Below are 14,666 nucleotides of genomic sequence, written 5' to 3' on the forward strand. Positions count from 1 at the left end.
CAAGCGACGTGTGGCCCTTTCGCCTCATCGCGCCTGTTGCATTCCGGCCCGGCAATTCGATTGCCCCGACTGAGCAACCCGGCCCGGGAAAACGGTGGCCGTTCCCGCGAACGCGCTTGTCGCCTTCCGCAGCAGAATCCTGAGGCAAGTTGCGCTTGTGGCGAAAGACTTTCCTGCAACTTCGCCGCTGTGCAGCATCAAAAGGAAGTCTTCGCCGGCCGGCTGACATTAAGATAGCATGTTTTGCGTGGACGGCTTCGTTGTTCGAGCTCGGCGTGAAGGGTGGAAGGTGAGGAATGGGTATTCTCAGGATCAAGATGCCGGACATCGGCGAAGGGATCGCCGAAGCCGAACTGGTGGAATGGCATGTCGCGGTTGGCGACCCCGTGCAGGAAGACCAGCTGATTGCATCCGTGATGACGGACAAGGCAACGGTGGAGATTCCGTCCAGCGTGTCAGGCACCGTGGTATCGCTCGGAGGCGAAGTCGGCTCCAAGCTTGCGATCGGCAGTGAACTGATCCGCATGGAAGTCGTGGGCGCAGGCAACGTGTCGGACAATGACGCGCAGCCGCCGGCCGCGTCCGAGCCGGTGGGCGTGCATGCTTCCGCTCCCGCTGATGAAGCGCCGCAGCCGGAGCCGAAGGCGGAAGATAAGCCTGTTGAAGCGCCAAAGCCCGCACCGGCACCGGCGAGGCCCGCGGTTTCCGCGCCAGTCGGCGGGGCCGTCGCACCGCGCGCTGAGGGCGAAAAGCCGCTCGCTTCGCCGGCCGTCCGGGCGCGTGCGAAGGAAGCCGGCATCGACCTTCGTCAGGTGGCGGGCTCGGGCCCCGCCGGGCGCATTACCCATGCCGACCTGGATGCCGTGTTCGAGAAGGGCGGTGCGCAGAGCGGCGGATCAGCCAAGCGCGGTTTGGCTCCCGACACTTCGATGAAGGACATCAAGGTGGTCGGCCTGCGCCGCATGATCGCCGACAAGATGGCGGCATCCAAGAAGCATATCCCGCACATCACCTATGTGGAAGAAACCGACGTCACCAAGGTGGAGGAGCTGCGCGCGACGCTGAACAAGACCAAGCGCGACGACCAGCCCAAACTGACGCTCTTGCCGTTCCTAATCAAGGCGATGGTGATCGCCATCCGCGACCAGCCGGGTGTCAACGCGATCTTCGACGACGAGGCGGGCGTGATTCATCAATATGGCGGCGTCCATATCGGCATGGCGGTGCAAACGCCAAACGGCTTGATGGTGGCCAACGTCAAGCATTGCGAAGCCCGCGACCTGTGGGACACGGCCGCCGAGGTGAACCGGCTGGCGGACGCGGCGCGCAAGGGCACGATCACACGCGACGAGTTGCGCGGATCAACCATCACCATCACCTCGCTGGGTGCACTCGGCGGCATCAGCCACACCCCGATCATCAACCATCCGGAAGTCGCAATCGTCGGCGTGAACAAGATGCAGATCCGACCGATGTGGGACGGCACGCAATTCGTGCCACGCCAGATGATGAACATGTCATCGTCGTTCGATCACCGCATCATCGATGGCTGGAACGCGGCGACCTTTGTTCAGCGCATCAAGACGCTGCTCGAAGAGCCCGCACTGCTCTTCATGGAAGGCTGAGCCATGACCGATCGCAAATGCAAGGTGCTCGTTATCGGCGGCGGCCCAGGAGGCTATGTGGCTGCCATCCGCGCCGGCCAGGCCGGCATGGACACGGTGCTGGTGGAAGCCGCGACCGTCGGCGGCACCTGTCTCAACGTTGGCTGCATTCCGTCCAAGGCGATGATCCATGTCGCCGAGCAGTTCGAGGCGGCCCACCGCTTCACCAGCCCGAATGCCCTCGGGATCAGCGTCTCGTCACCGTCTTTCGACCTGCCAACCGCGATGAAGTGGAAGGACAGCGTGGTGGGCAAGCTCACAGGCGGCGTCGCCGGTCTCCTGAAAAAGGCGAAGGTCACCGTGATCAACGGCGCGGCCTCGTTCAAGGATGGCAAAACGGTTCTCGTTACCAAGGCTGACGGCTCGACAGAAACGATCACGCCCGAACATACGATTATCGCCACGGGTTCGGAATCGGTCGAACTGCCGTTCCTGCCGTTCGGTGACGATGTGATTTCGTCCACCGGTGCGCTGGCACTGGAAACGGTGCCGGAAAGGCTCTGCGTCGTGGGCGGGGGCTATATCGGGCTTGAGCTCGGCATCGCCTATTCAAAGCTTGGAAGCGCAGTGACCATCGTCGAAATGGCCGATCGCATCTTGCCGCTTTACGACTCCGAGCTCACTGCCCCGGTCGCCAAGCGGCTGGAGGAACTCGGGATCACCGTGCTCACCGGCGCCAAGGTGACGGGAGCAAAGGACGGCAAAGTTGCGGTCACCGACGCCAGCGATTCTCACATGGAGATCGAGGCCGACAAGGTGCTGGTGACCGTGGGACGGCGCCCGAACACCAGAGGCCTCGGCCTGGACAACCTCGTCCTCGACATGGAGCGCGGCTTCATCAAGATCGACGATCGCTGCCGCACCTCCATGCGCGGCATCTATGCGATCGGCGACGTGACGGGCGAGCCGATGCTTGCTCATCGCGCCATGGCGCAGGGCGAGCTTGTTGTCGAGGTGATCGCCGGCAAGAACGACCTGTGGGACAAGCGCGTCATCCCGGCGATCTGCTTCACGGATCCGGAAATCGTTTCCGCGGGGTTGCAGCCAGACGAAGCGAAGACTGCCGGGTTTGATACGGTGGTGTCTCTTTTCCCGTTCCGCGCCAATGGTCGCGCCATGACCATGGAACGCGAAGATGGCTTCGTGCGCATTGTGGCGCGAAAGGACAACCATCTGGTGCTCGGCATCCAGGCGGTGGGCGCCGGCATCTCCGAAATGGCGGCCGGTTTCGGGCTGGCAATCGAGATGGGCGCTCGCTTGGAGGATATTGCCGGCACCATTCATTCGCATCCGACGCGCGGCGAAGCCTTCCAGGAAGCGGCGCTGAAATCGCTCGGCCACGCGTTGCACCTTTAGCTGTCGGGAGCTACCAGTTCGCCCAACTCGGAACTGGGAGGAAGCATGGGACCGTTGGCCGGGCTACGGATCGTTGAAATGGCTGGGCTGGGACCTGGCCCGTTCTGCGGCATGCTTTTGTCCGATATGGGCGCGGACGTGATCCGCATCGATCGGCCGGGCAACCAAAGCTTGGTGGGCGTTTCCTACGACATCATGCATCGCGGCCGCCGCCTCGTCGAACTCAACCTCAAGGATGGCGCGGAGCGGGACCAAGCCCGCGCGCTGATCAATAAGGCAGATGGCCTGATCGAGGGGTTTCGCCCCGGTGTCATGGAGCGCCTGGGGTTGGGCCCTGAAACATTCGAGGCGTCCAATCCAAAACTCGTTTTCGGCCGCATGACGGGGTGGGGCCAAACCGGTCCGCTGGCGCAAACCGCCGGCCACGACATCAACTATCTGTCGATCACCGGTGCGCTCGCGACAATCGGGCCGCGGGAAAAGCCGGCCATTCCGCTGAACCTCGTCGGCGACTTCGGCGGCGGCGCCCTTTACCTCGCCTTCGGCATGGTTTGCGGTCTCCTGGAGGCGAAGTCGTCCGGTCGGGGGCAGGTGATCGATGCCGCCATTTCCGACGGCGCGGCGCATTTGATGGCCATGATGTATTCAATGCACAATGAAGGGCGCTGGAACACAGCCCGAGAAAGCAATCTCCTGGATGGCGGCGCGGCCTTTTACGAGACCTACCCGTGTGCCGATGGCAAGTTCATCTCAGTGGGTGCCATCGAGCCACGCTTCCAGAAGGTTCTGCTCGACGCTCTCGGCATCAGCACGGCGCTGATCGTCCATGACCTCCAAGCACCGGAAAACAAGAAGCTGCGGGAGGAACTGGCGCGTGTGTTTGCCTCCCAGCCGCGGGCTTATTGGGTGGAACTGCTCGAAGCCCTTGATGGCTGTACGGCGCCCGTGCTCGACATGGCGGAAGCGCCGGAGCATCCGCACAACAAGGCACGCGACACGTTCGTGACGCACCAGGGTGTGCGTCAGCCAGCGCCGGCACCGCGCTTCAGCCGGACTGTGCCTGAGCTGCAGAACTGGTCACAAACGGAGCCGGTTCGCGCGGATACCGTGCTCGACCAGTGGAAGCGGCGGCACTAGGAAGTGCCCTTTCGAGCACATTTTCCGTGCTACGAAAATCTTTATGCAACCAGCTGCCACCCGTTCTAGTTTGACGTGCTTGAAAATCCAGGGAGGCTTGGTTGCACGTTCCGCAGGAACTCAGAAGCGCGGATCAATCGGCAGAGCTGCTGAGTGTTCTGGCCAATTCTCATCGGTTGAGGATCATGAACCACCTCCTGGCCGAGGAGATGGCCGTTCATGAGGTTGCCGATCGCGTTCAGCTAAGCCAGTCCGCGATTTCGCAGCATCTGGCTCGGTTGCGGCGGGCGGGTGTCGTGAGCACGCGGCGCGATCGCCAGACCATCTATTATTCAAGCCAGTCCGAAATCGTCCGGCACCTGATCGACGCGTTGGACGGCCACTTCAATCCTCCCAATCCCGAACCGAACAGCCCAAGCGAAGAGGATTGAGCGGCGAGACGCCGATCAATGCCGGTAGGACGGATCCTTGCGGTCCAACTGAGCCTTCAGCGCGTCGAAATGCGCAAACGCCATGTCGTTGTAGTCGCGCCAGCCTTGCGCCGTTTTTTCCGCGATCTCATCGGACATGACGTTCAGCGGCTGCCCGCTGGCATAGGCCAGCATCAGCGTCTTGGCTGCGCGTTCAAAGAAGTAGAGGTCCTCGAAGGCTTCCGCAATCGTGGCGCCCGTGGTGGTGACGCCGTGGTTGCCCATCAGCAGGACCTGATGGTTGCCGAAGCAGGCAGCCAGGCGCTCGCCTTCTTCCGCCTCGTCGGCGATGCCGCCAAAGCCGAGGTCGACGCCCATCTTGCCGAAGAAGCGGGCCGTGTTCTGATCGATCGGCTTCATGGTGGGGTCCTTCAGCGAAGCCAGGGCGGTCGCATAAGGCGGATGGCAATGCAGGAGGACGCGGGCGTTGGGGCGAAGCCGGTGCAGGGTTCCATGGATCGTCCAGGCGGACGCATCCGGCGCGTTCGGACCCTTCATGACGTCAGGATCGTCTGCGTCGAGCAGAAGAAGGTCGCTGGCGCGGATCTGGCTGAAATGTTTCCAGCGCGGGTTCATCAGAAAGCGACGCCCGTCCGCGGACACGGCGGCGCTGAAGTGGTTGCCAACCGATTCGTGCCAGTCGAACTCCGCCGCCAGCCGGAAAGCGGCGGCCAAGTCGACACGCAGTTCCGCTTCCCGCGCGTCCTCGCCGGCACGCTCGAGCCGGCTTACGGTTGCCGAACTCACTTGAAGCGTCCTTCGGTGGTCAGCGCACGATAGGTGGAGCGCATTTCGCCGCGATCCGTGTAGCAGCCGCGCAAATAGCGGTCGCCGCTGGTGGCAGAATAAGCGGCGCGTCCATGCACGATGCGGTGGTTGTCAAACACGATGCATTGCCCCGCGCTGAGTCGGAAGCGCATCAGGTACTTGTCGGATTGCAGCATTTTGCCGAAGCGGACGAAGGCCGGATAGTAGCGGTCAAGGAAGCTTTGATCGAGATCGAAGATATCGGCCATGTGCTGGCTGATCGTCACGCCCGAAACTTCGCCATGGCTGTCGAGCTCGATCACGTGCTGGCGCGAACGCACGTCATAGTCATCGTGCTCGCAGTAATAGGGGATCGGCGTTTCGGACAGGATTTTGAAGTCTTCCGGGTGCTCGCGGCGAAGGTCGTTGGCGACAGCCGCACCATCGAGGAAGAGATTGGCGCCGCCTTCCACCGAGTTGGCGCGCACATGGAGGAACTGGACACCGGGCGCGACGTCTTCCGCCGGCGTATCAGTGTGCAGTTCCAGCGCCTTGGCCGTGTAGGCGAGGTTGGTCGGCTTGATGTGCGTGCGGACGTCGAAATACTCGCCGAAGAAGGTTGGCCGGACATGGCCAATCAGGCGCGCGGTTTCCGTCAGGCCTTCGTTGGAATCCGGCATGTCGTTGATGATGGCAACCCCTTCCACCAGCATCGCCTTGATCCATTCTGCAACAAGCGCCTTGTCTCGCATCAGCTCGGGCTGCGAAAACCGCGCAATCTTCTCGTAGTGATCGGCAAACCAGACCTTGCGGGGCAAATCCGCCGGATCAAAACGGCGCTCGCCCTTGGCGTATTTGGCGAGGAAATCGAGCGTGTGGCGCGTGACGTGCTCTTCGCCACGCCAGGAGATTTCCAGCGAACCCTCGACCACGCGGGCAGTTTGGGGCTGGGGCGCGTCCTTCTGGTGAAAAATGTCGAAAGTGCGCTCGCGCGTTTGGCTGTCGAACGAAGTCGGGCAATTGTCGCGAAGCCAGTAGTAGTTGAAATATGCCGTGGACCCGTCCTTCAACGGAACGCGCAAACCGTTGGCTTCCAGTGTGACCGGGCTGACGATCTGGTCCATGTCTTGTTCTCCAATGATCTAAGCGAACCTTGGAGGGGAGGATGACGCTGGCGCCAGCGCGCGGGAAGACCTAGAAATCTCAAGTTAGTATAAGCTTGGGGTTATGATGTGATCCGCAGCCTGCCTCCGCTTCGCCTGCTCACCGTGTTTGAAACGGTGCTGCGCAACGGCAGCATTCGCGCGGCTGCTTCGGAGCTCAACGTTTCGCAGCCCGCCGTCAGCCAGGCCCTGCGGCAGCTGGAAGACCATGTCGGAACACGCTTGCTCGACAGGACGACGCGGCCGCCGGGTCTCACGGAAGCCGGTCGGCTCCTGCAAAGCGCAACAACGGAAGGGCTCGGCCGCATTGCTGAAGCGTTGCAGGACATCCAGCGCCTGAGCGGCACGGCGGAACAGTCGGTGACCATTGCGTGTTCCGTGGGCTTTGCCACCTACTGGTTGATGCCACGGCTCGCCGGCCTCTATGAAACGCATCCCGGGATCGCCGTAAATGTGCTGACCACCAGCCAAGGCGCGCCGCGGCTCACGGCCAGCGTCGACATGGCAATCCGCTTCGGCAGCGGCTCGTGGAGCGACGGCGAAGTCCATCGCCTGTTTCATGAGCGCGTGGAGCCGGTTTGTAGTCCGGAACTGGCCGAGCGGCTGCCGCGCGAGGGTGCGTTGCAAGCCGCAACCCTGATCCATGTCGACGTGGACGACGAAAGCTGGACCCGATGGGCGACTTACCTACGTGCGATCGGGCAGTTGCCGGACAACCGGCGACCCGGCCTCCGGTTCACCAACTATGTGCAGGCAACACAGGCAGCCCTCAGTCATCAGGGGGTGATGCTCGGCTGGCGTTCCATTACCGGCGATCTGGTGAAACAGGGCCGGCTGGTGGTTCTTTCTGAGCCGCATTATCGCCCGGGCAGCGCGTTCTTCCTTGTTGCAGCGCATCGGCCCACCCATCAGCGGGCGAGCCAAACGGTTGCCGCCTGGTTGAGGAGCCTCGGCGACAGCGACCCATCCGGCGCTGCGAGAGCAATCTGAGCGGAAGGCAGCTGCCCCTTCTTTCTGCGCTCCACGGAGCGAAGCTCTTGCGGAGCGTGCCTGCTAATGACATGCGTTCATTATGAACGCTGTTGTTTCTCCTCGTCCTCGACCGGCCGACACGCATTCCCCGCTTCTGTCTTACGGCGGGCAGAAACCGCCGGCACCGGCCTGGTTCGCTCAAGCGCTGGCCAATGAACCAGAGGCGCTTTTTCTCGACATCGACGGGAGCTCGATCGAGGTGCTGCGGTGGGGCACTGCCACCGCCAAGGCTCCGCTTCTGCTTCTCCACGGCAATGGCGCCAGTGCAGACTGGTGGCGCTTCATCGCGCCGTTCCTCAGCCAGGACCGGCAGGTCGTCGCTTGTTCGTGGCCTGGCATGGGGCATTCGGATTGGCGCGGCCACTATGCCATCGACGACTTTGTCCAACTCGCAGATGCGGTTGCCGAACAAGCTGGCCTGCTCCAGGCGAAGGTGCCGCCGGTTCTGGTCGGCCACTCCTATGGCGGCATGGTGACCTGCCTCAGCGCTGCCCGGGCGGTGGTGCCATGGTCGGCCGCGGTGATCATCGACAGCCTTCTTGTTGATTTCCATTCACGACAAGGCTGGGACGTGCTTGGCGACCCCGCGCGCGCTGCCAGCCAGACGTGGCCGAAGGCCAACATATTCGGGTCCCTCGAGGAAGCCCTGACGCGCTTTCGCTTCCTGCCGCCGCAGCCTTCGGTCAGCGACTACGTCACGGACTTCATCGCCCGCAGTGCGCTTAAGCGGGTGGGCGATGCCTGGACATGGCGCACCGACCCGAAGCTGCGCTTTCTCGGCATACAAGACGGGCGCCTCGATGAAGCGCTGCCGCGCATCAAGTGCCCTTTGACGCTGATCCGCGGCGAACTTTCGGCGCTCGTTTCTGCCAAGGGCATGGAAACAATGGCGGCGGTTGCGCCGGCTGAAACGCGCTTCATCGCCGTGCCGGAAGCCTACCACCATGTGCCGGTGGACCAACCCCTGGCGCTGGTGGCGGCGTTACGCGCGGTTCTCTGAGGAAAACAATTCCCGGTTTCGCGCGTTGAGGCTCCTTCATGCAAAGGAGGCACGCAATGAGCGCAGGCGACATCAAGGCCGTAGAAGAAAAGCAGCGCAGGATCCAGAAGGACGTGGATGCCAAGGATGCGCAATCCGATGGCGGAAGCGGCAGCGACGAGGCGATGCAGGCTGGGGCGCGCGCTTATCCCGTGCCGCCCTTTCCCAAGCAGCATCATCCGAAGCCGGGCGAAGAACGCAAGATCGACCCCGCGCCGATGTATGATGCGCCGTTCTACAAGGGTTCGGGCAAGCTCGACGGCAAGGTGGCGCTGATCACGGGCGGTGACTCAGGCATCGGACGCTCAGTGGCCGTGTTGTTCGCGCGCGAAGGGGCGGATGTCGCAATCGCCTATCTCAGCGAAGACAAGGACGCGGCCGACACCAAGGCCGCCGTGGAAAAGGAAGGACGGAAAGCGATCCTCATTGCCGGCAACGTGGCTGACCGGAGCTTCTGCCAACAGGCCGTCGACCAGACGATCGAGGCGTTTGGCGCGCTCGATATCCTCGTCAACAACGCCGCGTTTCAGATCCATACGAACGACTTCGAGGATCTCACCGAGGAGCACTTCGACACCACGCTGAAAACCAACCTGTATGGGTACTTCCACATGGCGAAAGCTGCGGTGCCCCATCTCAAGCCGGGCTCTGCGATCATCAACACGGGGTCGATCACGGGCATCGAGGGCTCAAAGGAATTGATCGATTATTCCATGACCAAAGGCGGTATTCACGCTTTCACCAAAGCCTTGTCCAGCAATCTGGTCAGCAAGGGCATTCGGGTCAACTGCGTCGCACCCGGACCTGTGTGGACACCACTGAACCCGTCGGACCGGGACGCTGAAGGTGTCTCGAAATTCGGCTCGCAAACGCCCATGAAACGGCCGGCGCAACCGGAAGAGATCGCGCTGGCCTATGTGTTTCTCGCGTCGCCGCAGATGTCGAGCTACATCACCGGCGAAATTCTGCCGATCGTCGGGGGCTACTGAGGCGCTTCGGTGCTTTCAGAACGCTCCGGCGAGTGGTTCGGAGCTGCCCAAGCCCAGAAAACAGCGTCTCCTTGCTGGGGAGACGCTGCGGCTCCGGCTTGCTGCACCTGCTGCGGCGCCGGCCTGCGCTTGATGTCTTTCGCTCGCGCGATCTGCTTGCTGAACGGGTAGGCACTTTTCATGACGCTTCCTCCCACGGCATTCGCAGTGATGCCTGCGGGTACTGTGCGCCGGATATGATCAGGGTGCCATATCTTTTGAGAGGAGCTCGATCACATCCGCGGGGGTGTGAAGGATCTCAGCGCGCGGGCTTTTTCGCGGGAGCCGGGTTCAGTTCGGAAGAGGTGGAAGCCCCCCTAGTCGGCCTCGTGAAGGCCATCGACTGCCATCGCAAGGATGTCCTCGCGACGTCTGGCGCGAGATCGCAGCTTCGGAGAGCTTCTTATTTGATTTGTCGCTAATATAGAATCGCATTCGGGAGCTTCCTGGCTGCTGAAGGACAAAGACAGCCAACGGTTCCCCTGTTTTCACACTCTTGCGTTCGCAAACACCAATCCCTCCCATTGCAGCAGAGCTTGTCCGCCGCTAGGTCTCGCATGAGTTGATCAAAGCAGGCGAAGTAGTGGACGATCATCAGGACGAAGAAGAGCGGATCGACCGGGAACTGGTTCGCACAGGAGATGGTCCCGATCCGTTTTCAGCTGCAGTGCGTGCCACCCGCATGCCGATGCTCATTACGGATCCACGACAAGCCGACAATCCGATCGTTTTCGTCAACAATGCCTTTTTGCGCCTGACGGGTTACAGCCGCGACGAGGTGATCGGCCAGAACTGTCGCTTCCTGCAGGGACCGGGCACCAATCGCGACGACGTCGCAAAGGTCCGCGCCGCCGTCAGCAGGATGTCGTCCATCGAGATCGACCTGCTCAACTACAGGAAGGACGGTACGAGTTTCTGGAACCGCCTGCTCCTGTCCCCCGTGTTTCACGACGAGGAACTCACTTATTTCTTCGCGTCCCAATTCGACGTGACGCGGGAAAAGCAGGAGATCAACGCGCTGCACGGCAACCGTGACAGCCTGGAAGAAGAGCTGCGCTCGCGCATCGTTGACGTCGGTCTGGCGGAAGAGCGACTGCGGTTCACCCTTCGCGCCGGGAAGCTGGGCTTCTGGACCCTGGACCTCAAAACCAACCGCCTCGTTGCTTCACCGCTGTGCAAGCAGAATTTCGGACGGCAGGCGTCCGCTACCTTCACCTTCGACGATCTCAACCAGTCCATTGCTCCCGAACATCTGGAAGCCTGGCGGGAAAGCTTGGCAGAAGCTCTTTTGCCTCCGGGCGAGATGAAGGTCGAATACAAAATCAACACACCGGATGAGGAACAGCGCTGGATCGAGCTGCGCGGGCAAACCGCCTTTGACAGCAGCGGAACGCCGCACAGCATGAGCGGGGTGTCCATCGACATCAGCGAGCGCAAGCAAGCGGAGGAACACCGTAATCTTCTGGCGCGCGAGCTCAACCATCGCGTGAAGAATTCGCTGGCAACGGTGCAGGCGATCTTCGGCCAGACCCTGAAAACGGCCTCCACCATCGAGGAAGCACGCCAGGCCGTGTCGTCGCGCATCCAGGCTCTTGCCGGTGCACAGGACGTTTTGATCGAGCAGGGCTGGACGCGATCCGAACTAAGCCATGTTCTGAAGAATGCCCTCCGACCCTTTGAAGACGGCCATGGCCGCATCCATTACGGCGGCCCGCGTGTGGCCGTGTCGGCTGCTGCAACAACGGCCTTCAGCTTGGCGCTCCACGAATTGGCGACGAATGCGCTGAAATATGGCGCGCTTTCCAACGAAAGGGGCCGCGTTGCCATCGAGTGGCAGGTAGAAAAGGGGCAGTTCAACCTCACCTGGCGCGAAAGCGGCGGCCCGCCCGTGTCGCTGCCGCAGCGGCGAGGGTTCGGATCAACGATGATCGAGCGCGCCCTGGCATCCTCCGTGCAGGGCACGGCGGAGATCGCCTACCCGCCGACCGGCGTTGTTTTCCGGGTTACCACGGAACTGCGGCACCTCCGCCCCGAGGAGCTGTAGCGTCTGCACACGCGAGCCCGCAACGGGCTCGCTGTCAGTTGATGGAGGGAAACTGCGCCTTCATGCGGTTGCGGGTGTAGATGATGGCGTCTTCCGTGTCGGCATTGGCTTCATGCACGGAAATCTTGGCGAGGGCCAACGCCATCATGGCAAAAGCATAATCGGCACGCTCCAGCACGTCGGTTGCGACTTCAACGAAGCTGCCGCGGTCGGAGCGAAGCAGTCGAGCCAGGTCCGCATGATTAAAGCTGGGGACACGCTGTTCGGACGCCTTGTGTTTCACGGGGAGCCTCGTCACGCACGAATCGTCGATCCAACCTGCCGGACTGAGGAAGGTGTGGCAACGCTGCATTCGCGCGAGGCTGGTGGGAAGCTGGATTGTGGAGTTTCAATGACTTGCCACAGTCAGGATGATGCCGGCCTGGACATCAATGGACAGCTGATGCGCCGCATGTGCGTGCCGCGCGTTTCGGCGTGTGGCCGTCAGGAATGGCTTTGGCGGCCTTGTTCACCTGCAACAAGCAGGCCGAGATGCTTGATGTAGCTCGTTGTTTCGAACGCGCTGCTGCGGGCTTCCGCCAGGAGCTCGTTCATCTGCCGAAGCTCCATCCGCTGAAGCGCGCAGAGCTGCATGCTGTTGGCCAGCATCTGCAGTGTTTTCTCGTAGTTGGCTTCTGACTGCCGCAGCAGGGCGGCGAGATCTTCGATCCGTTCCATCAGCCGGCGCTTGTCGGCTTCCGCTTGTCGGGCATCGCGCTCGGCCGTTTCTTCCAGCCGGGCGAAGCTTCGCTCGTAGAAGGCGATCTTGCTGGCAGCGGCCTGGACCATTTCAAGCAAGGGCCCAAGCGACTTTGCATCCTCGACAGCTTGCTGCGGGCGCTGCGGGGTTTCCGGACGCGGAAGCGACGGCTCGCTTTCCGCAGTCTCCATCAGGTCAAGTTCAAGGCCAAGGTCCATATGCGTCCTCCCCGAGAGGACGAGAATCAGCCCGCACGAAGTTGCGCGTTCTTTTCCCGTTTGATGCTGCCGCCGAAGCCGTTGACGATCGCCTGGTTCAGCCGCGTCAGCCAGGTTTCGGCTTCGATGGCGCGTGCTTCAAAGGCCTTGGCGCGCTGGTTCGCCGCGCGGATCTCTTCTTCGGCGCTGTTGAGGCGCGCAGCCATCTGGATGCTGGCATCACGATGCGCCGCGTTCATGGCTTCGATCTCAAGTTCGAGCACCTGAACGCGCTCTTCGCTGGCCTTGATCGCCTCGCAGGCTTCCTGGACGAGGAGCAGGGAAGACGCCCATTCCGGCTTGCGGGGCTCGTCTTCCCGCTCGAAACGATAGGTCGGCTTTGCGGCAACGGACGCTTCCCGCACCTGGCGCGGCTCGTAGTCCATTTCCTGGCTGGCTTCACTGGAAGCGGTGCCTTCCCAGGCATCATTGCCCACGACGTTCACTGCACGGCTCATTTTGAACTCCTCGTTCCAGCGCGCGAAAGTTACGGAATTAGTCATTGTCTTCATTCGAAGGCTTCGGCCCGACAGGCAGGAAGCTCACGTTGGATTGCGGCTCGGATTGCTTTGGATCGTCCAGCGCCATCGGCTGGAAGGACCGATTGGCGCGCTTCAGGGACTCGTTCAGGCGCTGCAGGGAAGCCCGGCTCTCGCGCGCAATGTTCAGCGCGCCTTGCGCCAGCGTGCGTTCCGCCCGTTCATTTTCGAGCTCTTCCACAAGCCGGCGATGCGATGCTTCCAGAGCCGCCCGCTCCAGCTCGAATTCCTTGGTGAGCTCTTCCACCCGTTCCGACCGAGCGCGCGCCTTTTCCAGCGCGCTTGTAAGAGCGACTTCTTTGGCGGAAAGCGCCTTCGTGAGCATGTCGCAGCGCTTCACGAGGCTTTCCGCCGAACGCTGGGTTTCCGAGAGCTCCGCAGCCTTGGCCGCAAGCCTTTGTTCCAGGCTGGCGTTCTGGCGTTCGGCCGCCTCGCATTGCTTTTCGAGGTTGCGCACGAGACTATCCGAATTGCGGAGGGCCGCGTCCTTTTCCGAAATCAGATGGCGGGACTGCCCGACGACCTGCTCCGCGGAGGTCACACGGGCGGTCAAAGCTTCCAGCCGCAGCACCAGAGACGCTTTTTCGGCGCTGAGAGCAGACAGTGTCAGGTCGTGCGCATGCTCGCGCTGCTGGCGGGCCGCTTGCTCGGCTTCGAGTTTCTGCTGGAGCTCCGCGATCCTTGTTTGGCGCTCCTGCGCCTGGCGGTCGCTCTCGTTCAAGCGCGACTGGAGGTCGACGCGGTCCATGACCTGTTTGTCGATTGCGCCCTGCAGCCGCTCCAATTCGCGTTCCAGCGTGGCGCTGCGGTCGGCGTGCAGGATCGCTTGTTCCTGCGTAAGCTGCAACTCCGCGGCGCGCTCGGCAAGGAGCTCGCTCAGTTCTCCGACCTCGGCATCCAGGCGCTGGCGGTTTTCGCGCTCGGTTGCAAGCTGCTGGTCGGCATTCGCAAGCAACTTCTGGGTTTCTGCCAGCTTCGACCGGTCGGCTGCCGCGGAGGCATGCACGTGATCGAGATCGTCTTCCATCGCCTTGTTGCGATTGAACAGCACGTGGTAGTCGTTTGAGAGCGTCGAGAACTTTTCAGCGTTCTGCTGCAGTTCTCGCTGGAAGCGGGCGCGCTCCTCGCTTTCGCGCCGGAGCAGTGCCTCGAGTTCGAGCACCCGGGCCTTAGCCTTCGGCAGTTCCGTGGAAAGCTCCTCGATCGGCTTGGACAAGAGATGGAAGTCGTCCGAAAGGGACTTCAGGTCTTCCAAACGGTCCGCCATGTAACTGAAGCGGACATGCAGGAGCTCGTTGCGCTCGCCCACCTTTTGCAGCGCTGGGGTGGGGGCCGCTGCGGGGGCAACCTGCGGCTGCGGGTCCACAGCTTCCGACGCAGTTCCCGAGGAACTGTCGGCGCTGGCACGCTTGCGCAAAAGGAAGTCCCACGGCGCGGTCATCTTTTTCTCC

At 62.1% G+C, this 14,666-nt stretch carries 14 protein-coding genes; 8 read left to right on the forward strand and 6 right to left on the reverse strand.

The window, feature by feature from the left end:
• The first annotated feature begins 296 nt into the window (after nt 1–296).
• The 4 genes from J5Y06_RS02785 to J5Y06_RS02800 all read left to right on the forward strand — a co-directional run bounded on the left by J5Y06_RS02785 (nt 297) and on the right by J5Y06_RS02800 (nt 4,588).
• On the forward strand, nt 297–1,625 hold the full coding sequence (locus tag J5Y06_RS02785) for a dihydrolipoamide acetyltransferase family protein (RefSeq protein WP_209333575.1): 1,329 nt from the start codon (nt 297–299) through the stop codon (nt 1,623–1,625).
• Between the two features lie 3 nt (nt 1,626–1,628).
• Nucleotides 1,629–3,020: a dihydrolipoyl dehydrogenase gene (gene lpdA, locus J5Y06_RS02790; protein ID WP_209333576.1), complete on the forward strand. Its 1,392-nt coding sequence runs from the start codon at nt 1,629–1,631 to the stop codon at nt 3,018–3,020.
• Between the two features lie 45 nt (nt 3,021–3,065).
• Nucleotides 3,066–4,157, forward strand: a complete 1,092-nt coding sequence (locus J5Y06_RS02795) for a CaiB/BaiF CoA transferase family protein (protein WP_209333577.1) — start codon at nt 3,066–3,068, stop codon at nt 4,155–4,157.
• Nucleotides 4,158–4,258: 101 nt separating this feature from the next.
• Nucleotides 4,259–4,588, forward strand: a complete 330-nt coding sequence (locus J5Y06_RS02800) for an ArsR/SmtB family transcription factor (protein WP_209333578.1) — start codon at nt 4,259–4,261, stop codon at nt 4,586–4,588.
• Nucleotides 4,589–4,603: 15 nt separating this feature from the next.
• Here J5Y06_RS02800 and J5Y06_RS02805 read toward each other — a convergent pair whose 3' ends face one another.
• Nucleotides 4,604–5,374: a class II aldolase/adducin family protein gene (locus tag J5Y06_RS02805; protein WP_209333579.1), complete on the reverse strand. Its 771-nt coding sequence runs from the start codon at nt 5,372–5,374 to the stop codon at nt 4,604–4,606.
• Nucleotides 5,371–6,498, reverse strand: coding sequence for a TauD/TfdA family dioxygenase (locus tag J5Y06_RS02810; protein ID WP_209333580.1), 1,128 nt, complete (start codon nt 6,496–6,498; stop codon nt 5,371–5,373). The genes J5Y06_RS02805 and J5Y06_RS02810 overlap by 4 nt, the downstream gene beginning before the upstream one ends.
• Before the next feature lie 108 nt (nt 6,499–6,606).
• Between J5Y06_RS02810 and J5Y06_RS02815 the strand changes: the two genes are divergently transcribed.
• The 4 genes from J5Y06_RS02815 (at nt 6,607) to J5Y06_RS02830 (ending at nt 11,680) form a co-directional block, all read left to right on the forward strand.
• Entirely contained in the window at nt 6,607–7,527 is a 921-nt protein-coding gene (locus J5Y06_RS02815) for a LysR substrate-binding domain-containing protein (RefSeq protein WP_209333581.1), read from the forward strand.
• Nucleotides 7,528–7,609: 82 nt separating this feature from the next.
• On the forward strand, nt 7,610–8,569 hold the full coding sequence (locus J5Y06_RS02820) for an alpha/beta fold hydrolase (protein WP_209333582.1): 960 nt from the start codon (nt 7,610–7,612) through the stop codon (nt 8,567–8,569).
• Nucleotides 8,570–8,625: 56 nt separating this feature from the next.
• Nucleotides 8,626–9,597: an SDR family oxidoreductase gene (locus tag J5Y06_RS02825; protein ID WP_245247533.1), complete on the forward strand. Its 972-nt coding sequence runs from the start codon at nt 8,626–8,628 to the stop codon at nt 9,595–9,597.
• A gap of 622 nt (nt 9,598–10,219) precedes the next feature.
• Nucleotides 10,220–11,680: a PAS domain-containing protein gene (locus J5Y06_RS02830; RefSeq protein WP_209333584.1), complete on the forward strand. Its 1,461-nt coding sequence runs from the start codon at nt 10,220–10,222 to the stop codon at nt 11,678–11,680.
• A 34-nt stretch (nt 11,681–11,714) separates the two neighbouring features.
• Here the strand turns inward: J5Y06_RS02830 and J5Y06_RS02835 are convergent, their stop codons facing one another.
• The 4 genes from J5Y06_RS02835 to J5Y06_RS02850 all read right to left on the reverse strand — a co-directional run bounded on the left by J5Y06_RS02835 (nt 11,715) and on the right by J5Y06_RS02850 (nt 14,656).
• Nucleotides 11,715–11,963 (reverse strand): hypothetical protein, encoded by a 249-nt coding sequence (locus J5Y06_RS02835; RefSeq protein WP_209333585.1) that lies wholly within the window; start codon nt 11,961–11,963, stop codon nt 11,715–11,717.
• 200 nt (nt 11,964–12,163) lie between these two features.
• Nucleotides 12,164–12,637, reverse strand: coding sequence for a hypothetical protein (locus tag J5Y06_RS02840; RefSeq protein WP_209333586.1), 474 nt, complete (start codon nt 12,635–12,637; stop codon nt 12,164–12,166).
• 26 nt (nt 12,638–12,663) lie between these two features.
• Nucleotides 12,664–13,134 (reverse strand): hypothetical protein, encoded by a 471-nt coding sequence (locus J5Y06_RS02845; protein ID WP_209333587.1) that lies wholly within the window; start codon nt 13,132–13,134, stop codon nt 12,664–12,666.
• A 37-nt stretch (nt 13,135–13,171) separates the two neighbouring features.
• Complete coding sequence (locus tag J5Y06_RS02850; protein ID WP_209333588.1) at nt 13,172–14,656, reverse strand: hypothetical protein; 1,485 nt, start codon at nt 14,654–14,656, stop codon at nt 13,172–13,174.
• Between the last annotated feature and the right edge of the window lie 10 nt (nt 14,657–14,666).

It is taken from the genome of Tianweitania sediminis, assembly GCF_017813335.1.
Classification (GTDB): Bacteria; Pseudomonadota; Alphaproteobacteria; order Rhizobiales; family Rhizobiaceae; genus Tianweitania; species Tianweitania sediminis.